This is a genomic window from Nocardioides sp. URHA0020 (assembly GCF_000620705.1).
GTDB lineage: Bacteria > Actinomycetota > Actinomycetes > Propionibacteriales > Nocardioidaceae > Nocardioides.
In genome coordinates, this window is sequence record NZ_KK211167.1 from 619,641 (window position 1) to 636,035 (window position 16,395).

Below are 16,395 nucleotides of genomic sequence, written 5' to 3' on the forward strand. Positions count from 1 at the left end.
CTTGTGAACACCTGGTCGAGGGGTCGACGGGCCCGCACTGTCCTGAAGGTGACGGGCGTGAGCGCCGCCGCGCTGCTGGCGCTGACGGCCTGCGGCGGGAGCGGAGGCGGTGGCAGCTCCTCGGGGGGTGGTGACCCCCAGGAGTTCTCGTTCCTGATCAACGCCGAGAACACCACGATCCCCGACGAGCTGACCACCCTGAGCAAGGACCAGTGCAAGGCCGAGAACAAGGACCTGCCCCTGAAGATCGAGACCGTTCCGCAGACCCAGCTCGACCAGAAGCTGCAGCTGCTCGCCGGCCAGGACGCGCTTCCGGTCTCATTCGCTGCGGGCAACACCCCTGCGCTGACCGAGACGCTGGACAAGGACGGTCAGCTCCTCGACTTCGAGAAGACGTTCACCGACCTCGGCGTCATCGACCAGATCTCCCCGGCTGCGATCAGCACCATCAAGTCCCTGTACGGCGGCAAGTTCAACGTCCTGCCGTACCAGTACAACATCGAGGGCTTCTGGTACAACAAGAAGATCTTCGCCGACAACGGCCTCGAGGTCCCGCAGACCTACGACGACCTGGTCTCGGACGCCGCAGCACTCGACGAGGCCGGCGTCCAGCCGTTCTCGGCCTCCGGTGAGCAGGGCTGGCCCCTCACCCGCCTGATCAGCGGCTACCTCTCCCGTGAGCTCGGCCCGGACGCGATGCAGAGGATCAAGGACGGCGACGCGAAGCTCACCGACCCCGAGTACGTCGACGCCGCCCAGAAGATCGCGGACCTCGGCGACAAGGGCTACTTCGGCAAGGGCCTGGGATCGATCGACTACGACACCGCCATCAACACGTTCCTCAAGGGCGATGCCGGCATCCTCTACATGGGCAGCTGGGTGCTCGGCAGCTTCGCCGACGAGAGCCTGAACAAGATCGGCAGCGACAACATCGGCTTCTTCCCCTTCCCGAACGTCGAAGGCGGCGCCGGCAGCAGCGAGCAGCTGCCCGCCAACGTGGGCCTGCCGATGGCGTTCTCCGCGAAGCAGTACAACAAGAAGGTCGGCGCCTGGCTGAAGTGCATCGCCGAGAACTACGGCCAGGCCTCCCTGGAGGACCAGAACTCGATCTCCGGGTTCGTCCCCGCGACCACGCCCGAGCTCGACCCGCTGACCAAGCTCGTGCAGGACACCGTCGACAAGACCACCGAGAGCACCCTGTGGTTCGAGGCGCTCTTCGGCAGCAAGGCCACCACGGTGAGCCAGACGAACGCCGCGCCGCTCGTCTCCGGCGACCAGTCGCCCGAGGACTTCATGAAGAAGGTCCAGGACGCGCAGGGCTCCAAGTAGCAGCGCGCTTCCCCTCAGACGACGGAGGCGGCGGTCCTCCTCGACCGGCCGCCGCCCCCGTCCTCCAGTCCGCCTCCGGCTGCTCAGGCCTCCGGCTACTCAGAACGAAGGAAGGTGTCGCAGTGGACCGCGTACTCGGCGACAAGAAGACGATCCTGATGCTGCTGGGGCCTGCCCTGCTCGTCTACACGCTGGTGATGCTGGTCCCGGTGCTGATCTCCCTCGGCTACACCTTCTTCGAGGGCAACGCCATCACGGGGTTCAGCTTCGTGGGTCTCGACAACATCACGCGGCTCTTCCACGACCCGGATGTCCGGCACGCGTTGTGGTTCACGCTCAAGTACGCCGTCATCCTGACCACCTTGCAGGTCGCACTGGGCTACGGCATGGCCATCCTCTACGTGTTCGCCCTCAAGCGCGGGTCCGGTGTCGTCCGGACGCTGCTGTTCTTCCCCGTCGTCCTGCCGACCGTGGCGGTCGCCCTGCTGTTCCAGAAGTTCTTCGAGATCGCTCCCCAGACCGGCCCGGTCAACGCGATCCTCAACTCCCTCGGGTTCGCGTCCGTCGACTGGTTCGGCGACGCGGGGCACGCGTTCGTCGTCCTGATCCTGATGGACCTGTGGCGCTCCGCCGGCTTCTACGCGGTCCTGCTGTACGCCGGCCTCGTCGACATCCCCGAGGAGATGCTGGAGGCAGCCAGGCTCGAAGGCGCGGGGACGCTGCAGCTGATCCGCCACATCGTCGTACCGCTGTCGATGCCGGTGCTGCTGTCCTCACTGGTCTTCAGCATCAACGGCACCCTCAAGGTGTTCGACTCCGTCGTCGCCCTCACCAACGGCGGTCCAGGCAGCGAGACGACACCGCTGACGCTGTACATGTTCCAGACGTCCTTCAGCTACGGGGAGTACGGGTACGGCGCGTCCATCGCGCTGATGCTCACCGTGCTCTGCCTGCTGTTCACCATCTTTGTCTTCCGGTCCTCGCGCCGCGACGTCACGGAGAGCTGAGCCATGGCAACCGCGTTCGTCTCCAGGTTCGCCCGGCAGCTGCCGGTCCGCCTGCTGGTCCTCGTCCTGCTGGTCATCGTCGTCTACCCGCTCGTGTGGCTGCTCCTGGGCTCGTTCAAGACCCAGGACGAGTTCCTCAACGGCTCCACCTGGGCACTGCCCCAGCACTGGCAGTTCAGCAACTACAGCGACGCCTGGACGACGGGCAACCTGAGCACCTACGTCCGCAACTCGGTCCTGACCGTCGGACCGGCGCTCGCGTTCATCGTCCTCTTCGGCGTCGCGGCCGGGTTCGCCCTCGAGGTCATGGTCTGGAAGGGCCGCAACGCGGTCCTGCTCACGTTCCTGCTCGGCATCATGGTGCCCGGCCAGATGATCCTGCTGCCGCTGTTCACCTCCTACTTCCAGCTCGGGCTCACCGGCACCCTGTGGCCGCTGATCATCACCTACACCGCCATCGGACTACCGCTGACCGTGTTCATGATGGCGACCTACTTCCGAGCCATCCCACGCGAGATCTTCGAGGCGGCCGTGCTCGACGGTGCCAGCATGCTGCGCGCCTTCTTCTCGATCGGCTTCCCGATGGCGCGCAACGCGGTCTTCACCGTCGCCCTGGTCCAGTTCTTCTTCCTGTGGAACGACCTGCTCATCGCGCTGACGTTCACGAACACCAGCGACCTGCGCACCATCCAGGTCGGCCTCCTGAACTTCACCGGCGAGTTCGGCCAGACCGAGTACGGACCCCTGTTCGCCGCGATCTGCATCAACGTCTTCGGCTGCCTCGCCCTGTACCTCTTCCTGAACCAGAAGGTCATGAAGGGCCTCGCCGGCGGAGCCGTCAAGGGCTGACGGACGTCGCGCCACCCCTCGTCCCCACCACCACGTGAAAGCGATCTTCATGGGCACCCCCCTCGTCACAGCGCCGACCTTCGAGCACCACCGAGTCGCTCGCGGGATCGGTGAGAGCCGTCCCCGCATCACCTTCGAGGTCACGGCCCCGGGCGGCTGGGTCCAGCACGCCTACGAGCTCGAGGTCCGTACCTCGGAGGGCACCTCCACCAGCGGACGCCTCGCGTCCTCGGAGTCCGTGCTCGTGCCCTGGCCCGCCGAGCCCTTGTCCTCTCGCGAGGTGGCAGCCGTCCGGGCTCGCGTCTGGGGCTCCGACGGCACTCCGAGCGAGTGGTCGGATCCCTCCGACGTCGAGGCCGGCCTGCTCCACGCCGATGACTGGCAGGCCGCAGCCGTCAGCCCCGTCCGCGACAGCAGGCGGGACACGACTGCCCCCCAGCTGGTGCGCCGCGACTTCCACGTCGCTGGCCCCGTCTCAGCGGCACGGCTGTACGTCACCGCGCACGGGCTGCACGAGGTCGAGATCAACGGCCAGCGCGTCGGCGACGACGCCTTCGGTCCCGGGTGGACCTCCTACCCGAGCCGGCTGAGGTACCAGACGTACGACGTCACCGGCCTGGTCCGCGACGGCGAGAACGCGATCGGCTCCTGGTTGGCCGACGGCTGGTACCGCGGTCGTCTCGGCTTCCACGGCGGTGAGTCCGACAGGTACGGCGACCGGACCGCTCTCCTGGCGCAGCTCGAGGTGGTGCTGGCGGACGGCACCCGCCAGGTCATCACCACCGACGAGACCTGGCGCAGCGGCGACGGACCCATCACCTTCGCGAGCCTGTACGACGGGGAGACCTACGACGCCAACCTCGCCGTGCCCGGTTGGTCGAGCCCCGGCTTCGACGACACCGGCTGGCGGGACGTCGAGGTGGTGGATCGGGATCCGAGGACGATCGTCGCCCCCGAAGGACCGCCGGTGCGGTGCACCGAGGAGCGGCGCCCCGTCTCGGCGTGGGCAGCGCCCTCCGGAGCCGTCCTGGTCGACTTCGGCCAGAACCTGGTCGGCCGACTGCGCATCAGCGTCGACGGCCCTCGTGGCGCCCGGATCCGCCTCCGGCACGCCGAGGTCCTCGAGAACGCCGAGCTCGGCACCCGACCGCTTCGAGGTGCCGCCGCCACCGACACCCTCATCGCCGCCGGCAACGGGCCGGAGACCTGGGAGCCCCGCTTCACGGTGCACGGTTTCCGGTACGCCGAGATCACGGGATGGCCCGGCGACGCGGCGGTCCACGAGGTGCTCGAGAGCGTCGTGGCGCGCGTCTACCACACCGACATGCGGCGTACCGGTGAGTTCGAGTGCTCCGACCCGCTCGTCAACCGGCTCCACGAGAACGTCGTCTGGTCGATGCGCGGCAACTTCCTCGACATCCCCACCGACTGCCCGCAACGCGACGAGCGGCTCGGATGGACCGGCGACCTGCAGGTCTTCGCGCCGACGGCCACGTTCCTGTACGACTGCACCGGCATGCTCTCGTCGTGGCTCAAGGACCTGGCTGTCGAGCAGCTCCCGGACGGGAACGTGCCCTGGTACGTCCCGTACATCCCGACCATCCCGATGTGGACCCCACCGGAGGCGAGCGCCGTCTGGGGGGACGCCGCGGTCCTGACGCCGTGGGATCTCTACACCGCGACCGGGGACCGTGAGCTCCTGGCCCGGCAGTACGCCAGCGCCCGGGCGTGGGTCGATCTCGCCGCCAGCATGACCGCCGACGACGGCGCCTGGGACCACGGTGGCTACCAGCTGGGCGACTGGCTGGACCCGAACGCACCGCCCGAGGACCCCATCGCCGCCCTGACGGATCCCTACCTCGTCGCCACGGCGTACCTCGCCCACTCCGCGCGCCGCCTCGCCGACATCGCGGAGGTCCTCGAGCGCAGCGATGACGTGGCCACCTACCGAGACCTGGCGCACCGGACCCGGGTCGGCTTCCGCGCCCGCTACGTGCACCCGGACGGCCTCATGACGACGGACACGCAGACGGCCTACGCGCTCGCGATCGCCTTCGAGCTCCTCGACGCCGACGGCACCGCCACAGCCGGGCAGCGACTCGCCGAGCTCGTGCGCAAGGCCGGCAACAAGATCGCCACCGGGTTCGCGGGCACGCCGCTGGTCACCGAGGCTCTCACCCGGACCGGCCACGTCGACACGGCCTACGACCTGCTGCTCGAACGAGAGTGCCCGTCGTGGTTGTACGCCGTCGACCAGGGCGCCACCACCATCTGGGAACGCTGGGACAGCCTGCTGCCCGACGGGACGGTCAACCCGGGCAACATGACCTCCTTCAACCACTACGCCCTCGGCGCGGTCGCCGCCTGGCTCCACCGCAGAGTGGCCGGCATCGAAGCGGCCGCGCCCGGCTACCGGCACATCCGCTTCAGCCCGCAACCAGGTGGTGGGATCACCTCTGCCCGGGCGAGCCACCACACGCCGTACGGCCTGACGGAGATCCGCTGGGACGTCGTCGAGGGCGGCCACGAGCTCGAGGTCGAGCTGCTGGTGCCCACGGGCGCCACCGCGACCCTGGTGCTGCCCAGCGGAGACACCTCGGTCCCGGCCGGGCGGCACCGGTTCCGAGCCGCCCTCTAGGAGCGCTGCGGGAGGCCGTCTCGACCCTGACCGCCACCGTCAGTCCGCGCAGGATCGTCGCCACGAGGACCAGGCCCACCGTGCTGCGCGGAGAGCGAAGCTCGCCCACAAGGCCGCCGCGTACCTCGACGGCGAGACGGAATGACTCGTCGGCACCACCCACGCCGGTCGGCCGGACCGCAGCGGACGCAGCCGTACGGCGCCGAGCCTGCGCGAACGGCACCTGAGAATGACGACAGCCCCCGCCCGGTCACCCGTGCGGGGGCTGTCTGTGCAGGTCATGGACCTGCGGTGCCGGTGGCCAGGGGCGGGGTCGAACCGCCGACCTTCCACTTTTCAGGCGGGCGGAATTGCGTCCGTGGTTGTCCGCTGACGTCCGATCTGAGCGTGAAGTCCGGTGCGCCGGACGTCGGCGGACGTCAGCGGACGCCAGTGAACTGCAACCGCAACTGCAACGGGTGTTTTGGGGTAGGGGTTCCTGATCGGCCGCTCCAAGTCGGCCTTCTGGGACTTTCGAGGTGCTCGGGTCAAGCGTCATCGAATGGCGTTAGCGTCATGGCGTGATTGTCAAAGTGCTCAACGTCGGTCATGGCCTTTGCGTTCACATCACCGGACCGGGGACTGACTTCGTGTACGACTGCGGGACGCACGGGCGGTGGGGAACCAAACAAGTCCCGCCCGCGTGGACCGCGCTGTCGCAGGCTCTATGGCGTCGTGAACAGGTCGACGTGATTGCCGTCAGCCACCTCCACTGGGATCACTACTGCGGCTTTCTGGAGCCACTGGCCGGAGTATCGCCAGATGTGCAAGTAGTCATGCCGCGCCTTCCGGTCCTGGTCGGTGCGGAGCCGCTGCGAGAGCGGTTCGCGGCCGCACTCCTAAGTCTCGCCCCGCTCGATCCCGCACTCGGTCCGCTTGAGATAGATCTGATGCGGCGGATCAAGCGCTACGCACCAAACGCGGTTCCAGTCCCAGTCTCTGCCGGGCACGACGTGACAGCCGCGGGTGACCAGTGGAGGGTGCTCTGGCCCCCGCCTCGGATCGAGGCCGGAACGCGAGGGATCACGAAGCTCGAGCGAGCCGTCGTGGCGTACGAGAACGCGGCGCAAAACTCTCCGGAAGTGCGACGCCGCCTGGACGCCGTTCGTGACTCCGAAGCCTTCGGTGCACTTCTGTCCGAACCGGGCCTGGATCCTGAGTTGGATGATTCTGACGAGCCTCATGACTTCGACGAGCCAGCCGGCCTCGACGCCGAAGTACGGGTGCTCGAGGAGGAAGGAGACGACGAGCCCCTCATGGAACCGCGCTCGTTGAACGAGGCCGCCGCGGCCGTGAGGCTTGCGGCGAACGAACTCTCCCTCGTCATGGTCTCCGCCGAAAGCCGCGTCCTCCTGACCGGTGATGCGACTCGGTTCGCGATGGAGCAAGCGATGCACCGAGCCGGTAGACGCTTCAACCTCGTCGTCACGCCGCACCATGGCGGCAGACTCCACGTGCCCGACAGCCTGCTCGAATCGGAGGTTCCGTTTTGGGCCAGTTCCGCGGGCGGACGACTAGGAAAGCAGGTCAGCGACGTTTACGACCTCAAGGGGTGGCACCACCGGACGGACAAGCATGGATCTGCGTTGTATTGCGTCGAGAGTCCGGACCTCTTCGAACAATGGGACTTTGAGATGGGTGAGCGGTGGTGAGCCGCCTGTCAAACCGACCGGTACCTCGTCGCACGGTTCGGCTGACGGCGCGTTCCGTGCTGGAATCACCTCATGCGACTCGTGCGGGTATCGCTGATGCCGGAAGAGAGGCGTCCTGCGCTCTGCCGCATGCTCCGGGAGTCGCAAGACTTTCCGGACCGCAACATCGCTCGCTTCGAACACGAATCGGCGCGCTACTTGCCTTTCATCGCTGAGTACCGCGACATCATCGTCGGGTTCCTCTCCGGGTCCGTCGACTCTGACTTCCATCAGAACGATAGCTTCGACAGCTTTGACGCGCCGCCCGGGCCCCACGGGTTTCTAGATCTCGTACACGTCTCGTCGGTCTTTCGCCGACAAGGTAGCGGTCGCCAACTCGTACGAACCTATGCGCAGCATGCCGCGTCGTCCGGTTGCATGTTCGTCGGCGGTTCCATCGACTTGTCCTCCGAGTCGAGCGCAAGGCGCGCCTTCTTTGAACGATGCGGATTCACCATCCGCGAGCATGACAACTTCGGCGCTCTTCCCGGCGACGTCACCTGACAGCTGGCGAACGCCGGATCCATCGGGTGGACCAAGGTGGGGCATCCGGTGCCGTGAGCGGGGCTTGTCACGCGGAACGGCGGACCTTTCGGTCGGCTCACTTCACGCGGGAGGGTGAGATCGGCATCGACGTGGCGATGTCACTCACCCGTGTGCCGAAGATCGTCGATGTCGGCGAGATCGCGCCGGGCCACAAAGATCCGACGCGCGGAGAGCCACGAAGGAGCGTTGGCACGGCGAGGTGCGGTTCGGGCAGCACGCCCTTCTGAAGACGCCGTCTGTAGCGAATGACGCTCAGGCCGCTCGTGACGCACAGAGCGCATTCGAGGCAAAGGTCCTCAGCCTCCCGGGTGACACCGACGCCCAGCATCTGTGAAGCCATCAGGCTCCGCGTGGCGGCCGATCAAATGCTGGGCGTGCGACAGACATCGAGCAACGCGAGCCCGTGCAGTGGTCCGGCGAGTTCTAGGGCCCATCCTCGAATGCGCGGTTCCCTGCGCCTCCGGGCCTGCCGGCCAGACCGTCAGGGTGGCGCGCCGTCGGAGAGACGCCTGCCGCGAACCGAGCAGAGCACGGATCTCTGCGGGCTCGATTACGTCTCCGGTCATCAGTCGATGTGCGAGCGCGTCGATGCGGTCCCAGTCGCGCACGAGCGGGGCGATCTGCGTTCGGATCCACCCGACGTTGTCGAGCAGATCATCGGCGATCTGGTCGCCGCCCCTGCGGCAGCAGCACGACCCGTCGCGCACGCACAGCACGTGCTCGAAGTACCTTTGAGCGTCCTCGGCTTCGTCTTTGGGGTCGAGGACGTACCCGTGCTCGTGGAGGATCTCGATCTCGACAAACGCCCCTTGCGTCAGGAAGCCGAGCGCGGCCAACTCCGCGCTCTGGTGGTCCGTGACGCCGGCGTATGGCTGATTGTCGTAGGCGAGGGTGGCGGATCGCAAGGGAAGGCCTGCGCGGTGAGCGGCCCAGGTGTGTCCGGCCTCGTGATAGGCGTGCTGGCGGGTCTCCGCGACCTCTGAGGCCTCCTCAGTGTCCAGGTCCCAGAGGTCCTGACTGCTGAGCAGGAAGAGCGGTAGGTCGTTGAACTCGTTGACGATCGGGTCGTTCGTGGTCATGGGTCTTGTCCTTCGTGCGGCCGGTATGGCGACGTGGGTCGCACGTCTCTATGCCTCATCACACGAACCGGCGGCGCCACTAGCCCCCACTGAGTCGAAGAGGGCACGCAGACCTGGCAGCACCGGCGCGTCAGTCGTCGTGACCGGTCTCGTCGGGGGTGGGCCAAGGGACAGCCACGACCTCGAGGGGCGAGTCATCTGCTGTCCCTTGGCGGAGCCTGACAAGGTCGACGTTGAAGTACTCGGCACGGGGAATGGCCGCCGCAAGCGCCGTGAGCTGCTCGTCGCCCGGTAGCTCTCCGAGGGCGTCGAGAGCGCTTGCTGCTGCATCTGTGCGTCGACCCTCTTGAAGGAGCTTGTCGACCAGCCAGGTGTGGAGACTGGCGTCGACGGCGGGCGGGAGAAGGATCCCGGTCCCAGCTCGCCGATCGGCTAGTCGATGGGTAGCGAGGTCTTGCCATTGTTCAGTCGTCCAACCCGGGTCGGCGCCGGTTAGCAGGTGGATCGTGAACGCCTGGATGGTTGGGTCCGTCAGGTCGTCCTGGTGCCGTCGGAGGGTCGCCCGAGCGTTGGGCCGGTGGGCGCTGTCGCTCATGATGCGGTGCCATAGCGTGTAGATCGCGGCGTACGTCGTCCTGGTGTCGCCAGGGGCGAGCCCGCGAGCTTCCTCCTCGATCTTGGCGAGGACGGTGCCCATGTCGACGATCCCGTCAGCGCGACCACTGTGGAGCTCGATGACGGATTCGACAAGGCCTTCGAAGTAGCGCGACGCTTCTGCGGGGGAGAGGTCGTTGGCGTCGTGAAGCCAGTACTGGGGTGCGAGTCGCATCCGGAAGCGACCGGGCACGTTGTCCAACCAGATGAATGTCTGGTCGACATCGGTGGGCGCACGGTCGATGTAGGCGCAGATGACGTGGCGCGCGATCCGGGCGAGGCCCTCGAGAGTCAGCATGGGTGATTCGTCGGGAGGGACGACGGTCTCGGCTCGCCCCGTGATGCCGGACGCTTCTCGGGGGAGTTGGCGCAGCGAATGAACGTGTTGGGAGCGGATGTCGTAGGCGCGTCGCAGGAGTCGTTCTGTGTCGGGGCGTCGGACGGGTCGGATGGCGGCGGCGGCTTCTGTTCCGTAGTAGTCCGCGGACAGGTGGGTGAGGACGAAGTCGACGAACCGTTTGCGGCTGCCCGTCTGCTCCGCCTCGAGAATGGCCTGTCGAACTCGTTCGACATCGACAGGTTCGAGGTTCGCCAGCGCTTCGTCGAGGATGCGACGGTTTCGACCGTTGATTTGGTCCCAGGTGGGGGTCGGACTGTCGGCGTTGGCGCGTTCGGGGTGGCAGGTGCAGTCCGTGGAGAGAGATTCGAGAGCTGCGACCATGTCGGTGTAAGCCATCGTCGGGTCTTCGAGCGCGCTTCGGGTTGCGGCGAGGAGCCTGCGAATTGCGCGCATCACCGCTTCGTAGTGCTGGCGATGGAGTGCGATGAGCTTGGTGATGAACCGGTTGGCGTCGTTCACGGCCTGGTCGTCGAGGACGACCTCAGGATCGAAGGTGCGGCTGAAAGTCCCGGTGAGGGTTCTGAACGAGTGCGTGTTCAGGGTCGCGGGTACGAGGCGGGCGACGAGGTCGCTGCTCGTGCTGACGGTCAGGTTCCACGCGAAGGAGAGAACGTCTGCGATGTCGTCGACGAGCTCGTCGCCGCTCGTTGAGATGAGCTCACCTGGGAGCGGTTCGTCAGCCGACTGCTTCTGAAGAGACTCAGTGACCGTCAGGGTCAGCGACGTGACCGGCGCGACCGATGTCGACGGAGCAAGCTCGCCGACGGGTAGGCGGAAGGGAGGGCGTAGCCACAGTCGCCCGTTGGTGTAGAGGATGCGTCGGTGGACGGTGTCGTGAGTCGGCGCGCCTTCGTCGAAGTAGATGCCAGTGACGATCTGGAGCATGTCGAGAGCCGGGTGCGTAGGGCTACGGAGCCGGCGTGAACAGGGTGTTGAAGTCGGCGTCGGTGAGGAGGGCGACGTCGCCATCGATCGCCACCACCCACATGCCGTCCTCGATCTGCAGCTCCGCGCCGTCGTTGTACACGTGGAGGTATCGACGGTTGGAGTAGCTGGGCTGCCTGCCAGTGGAGGTCACCACCGCCATGACCTCGGCTTCGTTGTGCTGGTAGGCGTACTGCGCCGCCTTGACGGGCGTCTTGAGGTGGTAGGTCGTCACCGTCCCAGCATGCACCGTCGGAGCGCGCTCACCAGTTCGGACCGCTCTGGCGAAGAGGCGCTTGTCCCGCCCTCGCTGATTTCGCTTCCGGGCCGTCCGGCGGGTCCCCTTCTCGATCGCGCTTAGTCGCTGAGCTCATTGATGAAGGCGCCGGGGAGCTCTTGGTCGGCCGCCGCACACATGTCGACTAGAGATGTCACCGTTCCGTGACTTTGAATAAATGTCACGGCTTAATGACTTTATACGAAAGTGCGCGTACCATGACATTTGTGGACTATCCGATCACTCATTGGGCTCGCATCGGGTCCGTGGTGCGCGAGTCGCGCCGCAGCGTCGGCATGACACAAGAAGTCCTCGCTGAACAGGCCGGAGTCTCGCGGGGTTGGCTCGTCCGTTTGGAGCGCGGACTCGACAACCCGGAAGCCGCCCCATTGATGCGAGTGCTGCGCGCCCTCGACATCGAACTCGTCGCACGGCCTGTCCACCGAACAGAGGAACAACTCGTCGACGAAGCATTCCTGACGGAGATCTTGGGCGATGACTGACCACCTTGTTGTGCTCCTAGGCGGCCGTCGAGTCGGGCTGGTCGAGCGCGACCGAAACGATTCAATGTCCTTCTCCTACGACCCCGAGTACCGGACTGCCGCTCTGTCACTAAGCCCGGCACTCCCGCTCGGTGATCGGCGCTTCGCCGACCGCGACATTCGCGCCTTCATGGAAGGCTTGCTCCCTGACGACCCGCAGGTACGCCTCCTGTGGGCTAGCAAGTTCGGTGTCACAGACGACGCCTTCGACCTGTTGACCCATATGGGCCAGGAGTGTGCGGGCGCGGTTCAGTTCGCCCGCGAGGAAGACCTGGCAGAACTCATCGCCGGCGGCGGCGACTATCGCCGCGTCGACCCGAAACACATCGGGGCACGGTTGAAGGCCCTTCGCGAAGCCGCGACCCACTCGCGCTGGACGTTGCCCGACGAGCACTGGAGCCTGCCCGGGGCCCAGCCCAAGTTTACCCTCGCTCGGATCGGTGATGCTTGGTACGAGGCGCACGGCGCCGCGGCCACGACTCACATCATCAAGCCCGGCATCAGCCTGATGCGCCACCAAGCCGCGGTCGAGTTCGCCACGATGCGCGCCGCCAAGCGACTCGGTCTATCTGTCGCGGAAGTCGACTTCGACGACTTCAACGGCGAGGGTGCGATCGTGGTGCGCCGCTTCGACCGGATCGTCGTCGACGGCGAGATCAGACGCATCCACCAGGTCGATATGTGCCAGGCACTAGGCCAACCGCCATCGAGGAAGTACGAGCGAGACGGCGGGCCCACCGGCAAGCAGATCGCCGATCTGTTGCGATCGCAGTCGACCAGGCCAGACGCCGACGTGCGCCGCTTTTCTAACGCTTTGCTCTTCAACTACCTCAGTGGATCGTCGGACGGGCACGCGAAGAACTTCAGCCTTCTGATCGCCGGTAGTCAGGTGAGGTTGTCGCCCCTCTACGACTTGGCCACCGGTCTGCCATACGAGGCCCGAGATGCGCCCAACTACTCGGCGTTCGCCATTGGCGGCGTGCGCAACTTCGGCGAGGCCTACCCCAAGCACTGGCGCCAGCATGCCGCGGAGATGGGACTCGACGCCGACGAGCGAATCGCGTTCATCGTCGACCTCGCCGCACGGATGCCAGACGCGTTCCGCGACTCGATGCTCTCGGACATCGGTGGCGATCTAGGCAAGTTGCTGTGGCGTCGCACGTCTGAGCGCCCGGGACGACTGGTGAGTCACTGCAAGAGTGTGGAGCAGCGCATCGGCGAGTCGCGCGCGGGTCAAGGCAGTGCGGGCGGAGCCTCCAAGGCCCGCGGGAAGTCGACCCCTGCGTCGAACCGCACGTCATTCAAAGCCCGTGAGCGTGGCGAGTCCGCCGTGAGCTTGGGCGAACCCGATATCGAAGGCGATAGATGATCCTGGCAGTCGTCGCCGGATCAAGGTGCGCCGGACGTCACTGCCACAAGCGGCGCGGGTGAACTAGTCGGCACGTGGGGTTCGCGTCGCTCCCGCCGCGAGAACCTCCAAGAGTCGGACCACTTCGCTGGGGACAGCCTTGAGCTCATTGAGCTGGCCGGCGGGTGCCAGGGGAGTGAAGACGTGTTCGGAGAACCGGGCATACAACTCGGCGCGGGAGGATGGTTCAAGAATCTCCGCGTACGCCTCAAGCGTGCGCAATTGGACGGTAAGGGAGGCCGCCCAGAGCTGGGTGGTCCGCGCCCGCGAACTCTCCTTTGCGGCGAACGCTGCCAAGGCGAACAGGGGCAATGAGTAAGCCACTGAGCTGAGAGCCTGTTGCCAGTCCGGCTCATCCGGATGATGAAAGACCAGAGCCGCTACGGTCGCCGCGATCACCGACGCGGCGATCGCAAACCACAGCCACGACCCGTGCCTCCGACTTGTGGCGAACTTGTCGAACCACTCGGCCAACTGTCCGGTCCCAGCCCCCGAGGCGGCCTCCCGCGCGATACCTGCTGCACGAAGCGCCATCTCCGCGGACCGCTCAGCTGATCGCTCGAACTCGGTGATCGCGACAGCTGAACCAAGCTGTCTTGCCTCTGACCTGAGGCTCTGCACGCGAAATTCGAGACGCGCCAGGTCGTCGTGCAAAGCCAGCTTCCGGGGTCGCTTGTCTCCGCGTCGGCGAGCCACCGCGCCCCGAGCGAAAGCCATGGCGCCGTCGAGCCACTCGTCCAGACCTGTCCTCACGACAGGCCTGTCGACCGTAGCGTCCTGCATCACCCGACTGAGCAAGGACGCCAGTTGCGCCAGCTGTTCCTCGGTGAAGACTCGGACCAGAACAACGTCCCCGGCCTCGCCGATGACAGCACCCAGGACGAGTTGGGCCGCCCGTACGAGCGGCCATTCACCGTTGCCTCCGCCGGTGCGCACGAGGTACTTACTCGCGTCGATCAGGGTCCTCCAAGTGGACTCAAAGCCCTGGTTCTCGGACGTCACATTGCTTGTCCAAGCGGCCGAGTGTGCGGCCACCAAAGCGTCGACCTGTTGGCGCAGGCCTGCGAGCTCCAAACGCGCGGGATCGAACACGGATGTGTCGGAAAGTCCTGACTGCAGGGAGTTGAGAACGTCGCGTGTCCATTGCGACAGGAGGTAGTCGGCTCGCAGGGCCTGCGTCTCGTTCACGAGACCGCCCGAACTGGCTGCCCTGGCGAAAGAATCGATATCGGGGTGCGTTGGGACCAGACACGCTGGCTCGGTGTGCCAGAGCAGGACGTCCTCTCCGTCACGATCAATCGTTGAGGACAGAAGCTTCTGAGCTAGGGCGACCGAGTTGCCGAGTTGCACGCGAGCACCTTCGGGCACGATCGGGAGGTCGCCCTCTGCGCTGGACCGGATTGCGCTGTCGAGGGCCGTCAGCAGTTGCAGGAGGTCCTCATGCAGTTCCTGGTTGAACTCGACGCTCGACATAGATCCACACAGTAGAGACGGCCGGGCCGGCGTGGGGACGAACGCTGTAACAGTGGCGAGCGTCAGTGGGCGGACGGCTGATCAGTTCGAGGACTGGCTTGCGAGCCTGGTCCCGCAGTGACACGAGTCGTCCAAACTGATGCTCATGCGCTCGTTCTCGTCGGTCACGACGAGTCGCGGTGGGCAGCAGGCGGTCGCTCGCTGTCCCTGCTGCCCGAGTTCGACACCCGGAGTGACGGGCGGTTCGTTACGACGCGCGTTTGGAGGCTGGCTTCGTCCGTCGGTGCTGGTCATGCACGTTCTATGCCGCGGGAACCGAACCGGCGGCGCAACCGTCGCGCACACTGAGGTGATCGCACGAGACTCCAGGAGCCGGGGCTGGGCGCGCGCGGGTGTCCTCGCCGCTGGCCGCCCGGTTGCTCCAGCCGTCTAACTGTGATGCCCAGGCACGTTGTGCGATCGGGTACGGCGAACCCGTAGATGGGTGAAGGCCTCCCGGTGTGGAGTGGAGCTATCTAGGAACCGCTCCCACCCAGGAGGCCTTCGTGTCCCACGTTAATGCTGCTCTGACTCCCAGACACCGCCTGCGGCTGGCCAGGTTGATCGTTGAGGACGGTTGGCCACCGTCTCGTGCGGCTGAGTTCTTCAACGTCTCGTGGCGCACCGCGGACAAGTGGGCGAGCCGCTACCGTGACGAGGGCATCGCCGGGATGAACGACCGGTCCTCGGCCCGCCACACCCAGCACGCCAAGACACCGCCGCCGGTGGTGCGCAAGATCGTGCACCTGCGGTGGAAGCAACGCCTCGGACCGGTCCAGATCGGCGCGAAGCTCGGCATGCCAGCCTCGACCGTGCACGCGGTCCTGGTCCGCTGCCGGCTCAACCGGCTCACCTACATCGACCGGACCACCGGTGAACCAGCGCGACGCTACGAGCGGTCCCGGCCCGGGGAGCTGCTCCATGTCGACACCACGAAGTTCGGCAACATCCCCGATGGTGGCGGCTGGCGCTTCGTCGGGGTGAACCGGGGCAACGTGAACCGTCGCTCGACCCGGAACCGGACCGGGAAGAAGACCCACCGCTACGACGTGTCGATGGGGACCTGCTTCGTGCACACCGTCATCGACGACTACACCCGCCTGGCCTACGCCGAGTGCCACGACGACGAGAAGGCCGTCACCGCGGTCGGAGTCCTCTACCGAGCGATCGCGTGGTTCGCCGAACGAGGCGTCAACGTAGAGCGGGTCATGTCGGACAACGGCTCGGCCTACATCTCACACCTGTGGCGCGACACCTGCCAAGAGCTCGAGATCAAACACAAGAGAACTCGACCCCGTCGCCCGCAGACCAACGGGAAGATCGAGAGACTCCACCGCACCATGGCCGACGGCTGGGCCTACAAGAAGCTCTACACATCCGAGAACGCCCGCCGAGCGGCCCTGGCAGGATGGATCCACCAGTACAACCACCATCGGCCCCACTCAGCACTCGGCGGCCAACCACCCATCACCCGGTTGGACAACCTGGCCGGACATCACA

13 protein-coding genes and 1 tRNA gene are annotated in these 16,395 nt (G+C 66.3%); 9 read left to right on the top strand and 5 right to left on the bottom strand.

The genetic code is table 11. From position 1 onward, the window contains the following. The first annotated feature begins 57 nt into the window (after positions 1-57). The 4 genes from N542_RS0111665 to N542_RS0111680 all read left to right on the top strand — a co-directional run bounded on the left by N542_RS0111665 (position 58) and on the right by N542_RS0111680 (position 5,823). Positions 58-1,329, top strand: coding sequence for an ABC transporter substrate-binding protein (locus N542_RS0111665; protein WP_197025933.1), 1,272 nt, complete (start codon positions 58-60; stop codon positions 1,327-1,329). Between the two features lie 122 nt (positions 1,330-1,451). Beyond that, positions 1,452-2,336, top strand: a complete 885-nt coding sequence (locus tag N542_RS0111670; RefSeq protein ID WP_028644066.1) for a carbohydrate ABC transporter permease — start codon at positions 1,452-1,454, stop codon at positions 2,334-2,336. Positions 2,337-2,339: 3 nt separating this feature from the next. Then, positions 2,340-3,185, top strand: coding sequence for a carbohydrate ABC transporter permease (locus N542_RS0111675; RefSeq protein ID WP_028644067.1), 846 nt, complete (start codon positions 2,340-2,342; stop codon positions 3,183-3,185). 49 nt (positions 3,186-3,234) lie between these two features. Next, positions 3,235-5,823: an alpha-L-rhamnosidase gene (locus tag N542_RS0111680; protein WP_028644068.1), complete on the top strand. Its 2,589-nt coding sequence runs from the start codon at positions 3,235-3,237 to the stop codon at positions 5,821-5,823. Positions 5,824-6,121: 298 nt separating this feature from the next. On the opposite strand, the gene N542_RS27530 is transcribed toward N542_RS0111680, so the two are convergent. Beyond that, positions 6,122-6,192, bottom strand: a tRNA-Phe gene (locus N542_RS27530). Positions 6,193-6,383: 191 nt separating this feature from the next. Between N542_RS27530 and N542_RS27160 the strand changes: the two genes are divergently transcribed. Next, positions 6,384-7,514 (top strand): MBL fold metallo-hydrolase, encoded by a 1,131-nt coding sequence (locus tag N542_RS27160; RefSeq protein WP_081795147.1) that lies wholly within the window; start codon positions 6,384-6,386, stop codon positions 7,512-7,514. A 72-nt stretch (positions 7,515-7,586) separates the two neighbouring features. Beyond that, positions 7,587-8,057, top strand: coding sequence for a GNAT family N-acetyltransferase (locus N542_RS0111690; protein WP_028644070.1), 471 nt, complete (start codon positions 7,587-7,589; stop codon positions 8,055-8,057). Positions 8,058-8,395: 338 nt separating this feature from the next. On the opposite strand, the gene N542_RS0111695 is transcribed toward N542_RS0111690, so the two are convergent. From N542_RS0111695 to N542_RS0111705, 3 genes are all read right to left on the bottom strand, one after another. Further along, positions 8,396-9,178 carry a hypothetical protein gene (locus N542_RS0111695; RefSeq protein ID WP_028644071.1) on the bottom strand — a complete coding sequence of 261 codons (783 nt, stop codon included), beginning with the start codon at positions 9,176-9,178 and terminating at the stop codon, positions 8,396-8,398. 130 nt (positions 9,179-9,308) lie between these two features. Then, positions 9,309-11,117, bottom strand: a complete 1,809-nt coding sequence (locus N542_RS0111700; RefSeq protein WP_028644072.1) for a hypothetical protein — start codon at positions 11,115-11,117, stop codon at positions 9,309-9,311. Between the two features lie 22 nt (positions 11,118-11,139). Further along, positions 11,140-11,391 carry a hypothetical protein gene (locus tag N542_RS0111705; RefSeq protein ID WP_028644073.1) on the bottom strand — a complete coding sequence of 84 codons (252 nt, stop codon included), beginning with the start codon at positions 11,389-11,391 and terminating at the stop codon, positions 11,140-11,142. A gap of 269 nt (positions 11,392-11,660) precedes the next feature. Between N542_RS0111705 and N542_RS24575 the strand changes: the two genes are divergently transcribed. Next, entirely contained in the window at positions 11,661-11,936 is a 276-nt protein-coding gene (locus tag N542_RS24575; RefSeq protein ID WP_231482612.1) for a helix-turn-helix domain-containing protein, read from the top strand. Beyond that, positions 11,929-13,344 (top strand): type II toxin-antitoxin system HipA family toxin, encoded by a 1,416-nt coding sequence (locus tag N542_RS24580; protein WP_081795149.1) that lies wholly within the window; start codon positions 11,929-11,931, stop codon positions 13,342-13,344. Before N542_RS24575 ends, N542_RS24580 begins: the two co-directional genes overlap by 8 nt. 63 nt (positions 13,345-13,407) lie before the next feature. Here the strand turns inward: N542_RS24580 and N542_RS24585 are convergent, their stop codons facing one another. Further along, positions 13,408-14,856: a hypothetical protein gene (locus N542_RS24585; RefSeq protein ID WP_036507371.1), complete on the bottom strand. Its 1,449-nt coding sequence runs from the start codon at positions 14,854-14,856 to the stop codon at positions 13,408-13,410. A gap of 545 nt (positions 14,857-15,401) precedes the next feature. Here N542_RS24585 and N542_RS24590 point away from each other — a divergent pair. Beyond that, positions 15,402-16,395, top strand: a 994-nt coding sequence (locus N542_RS24590; RefSeq protein WP_036507609.1) for an IS481 family transposase, incomplete at its 3' end; no start/stop codon positions are given.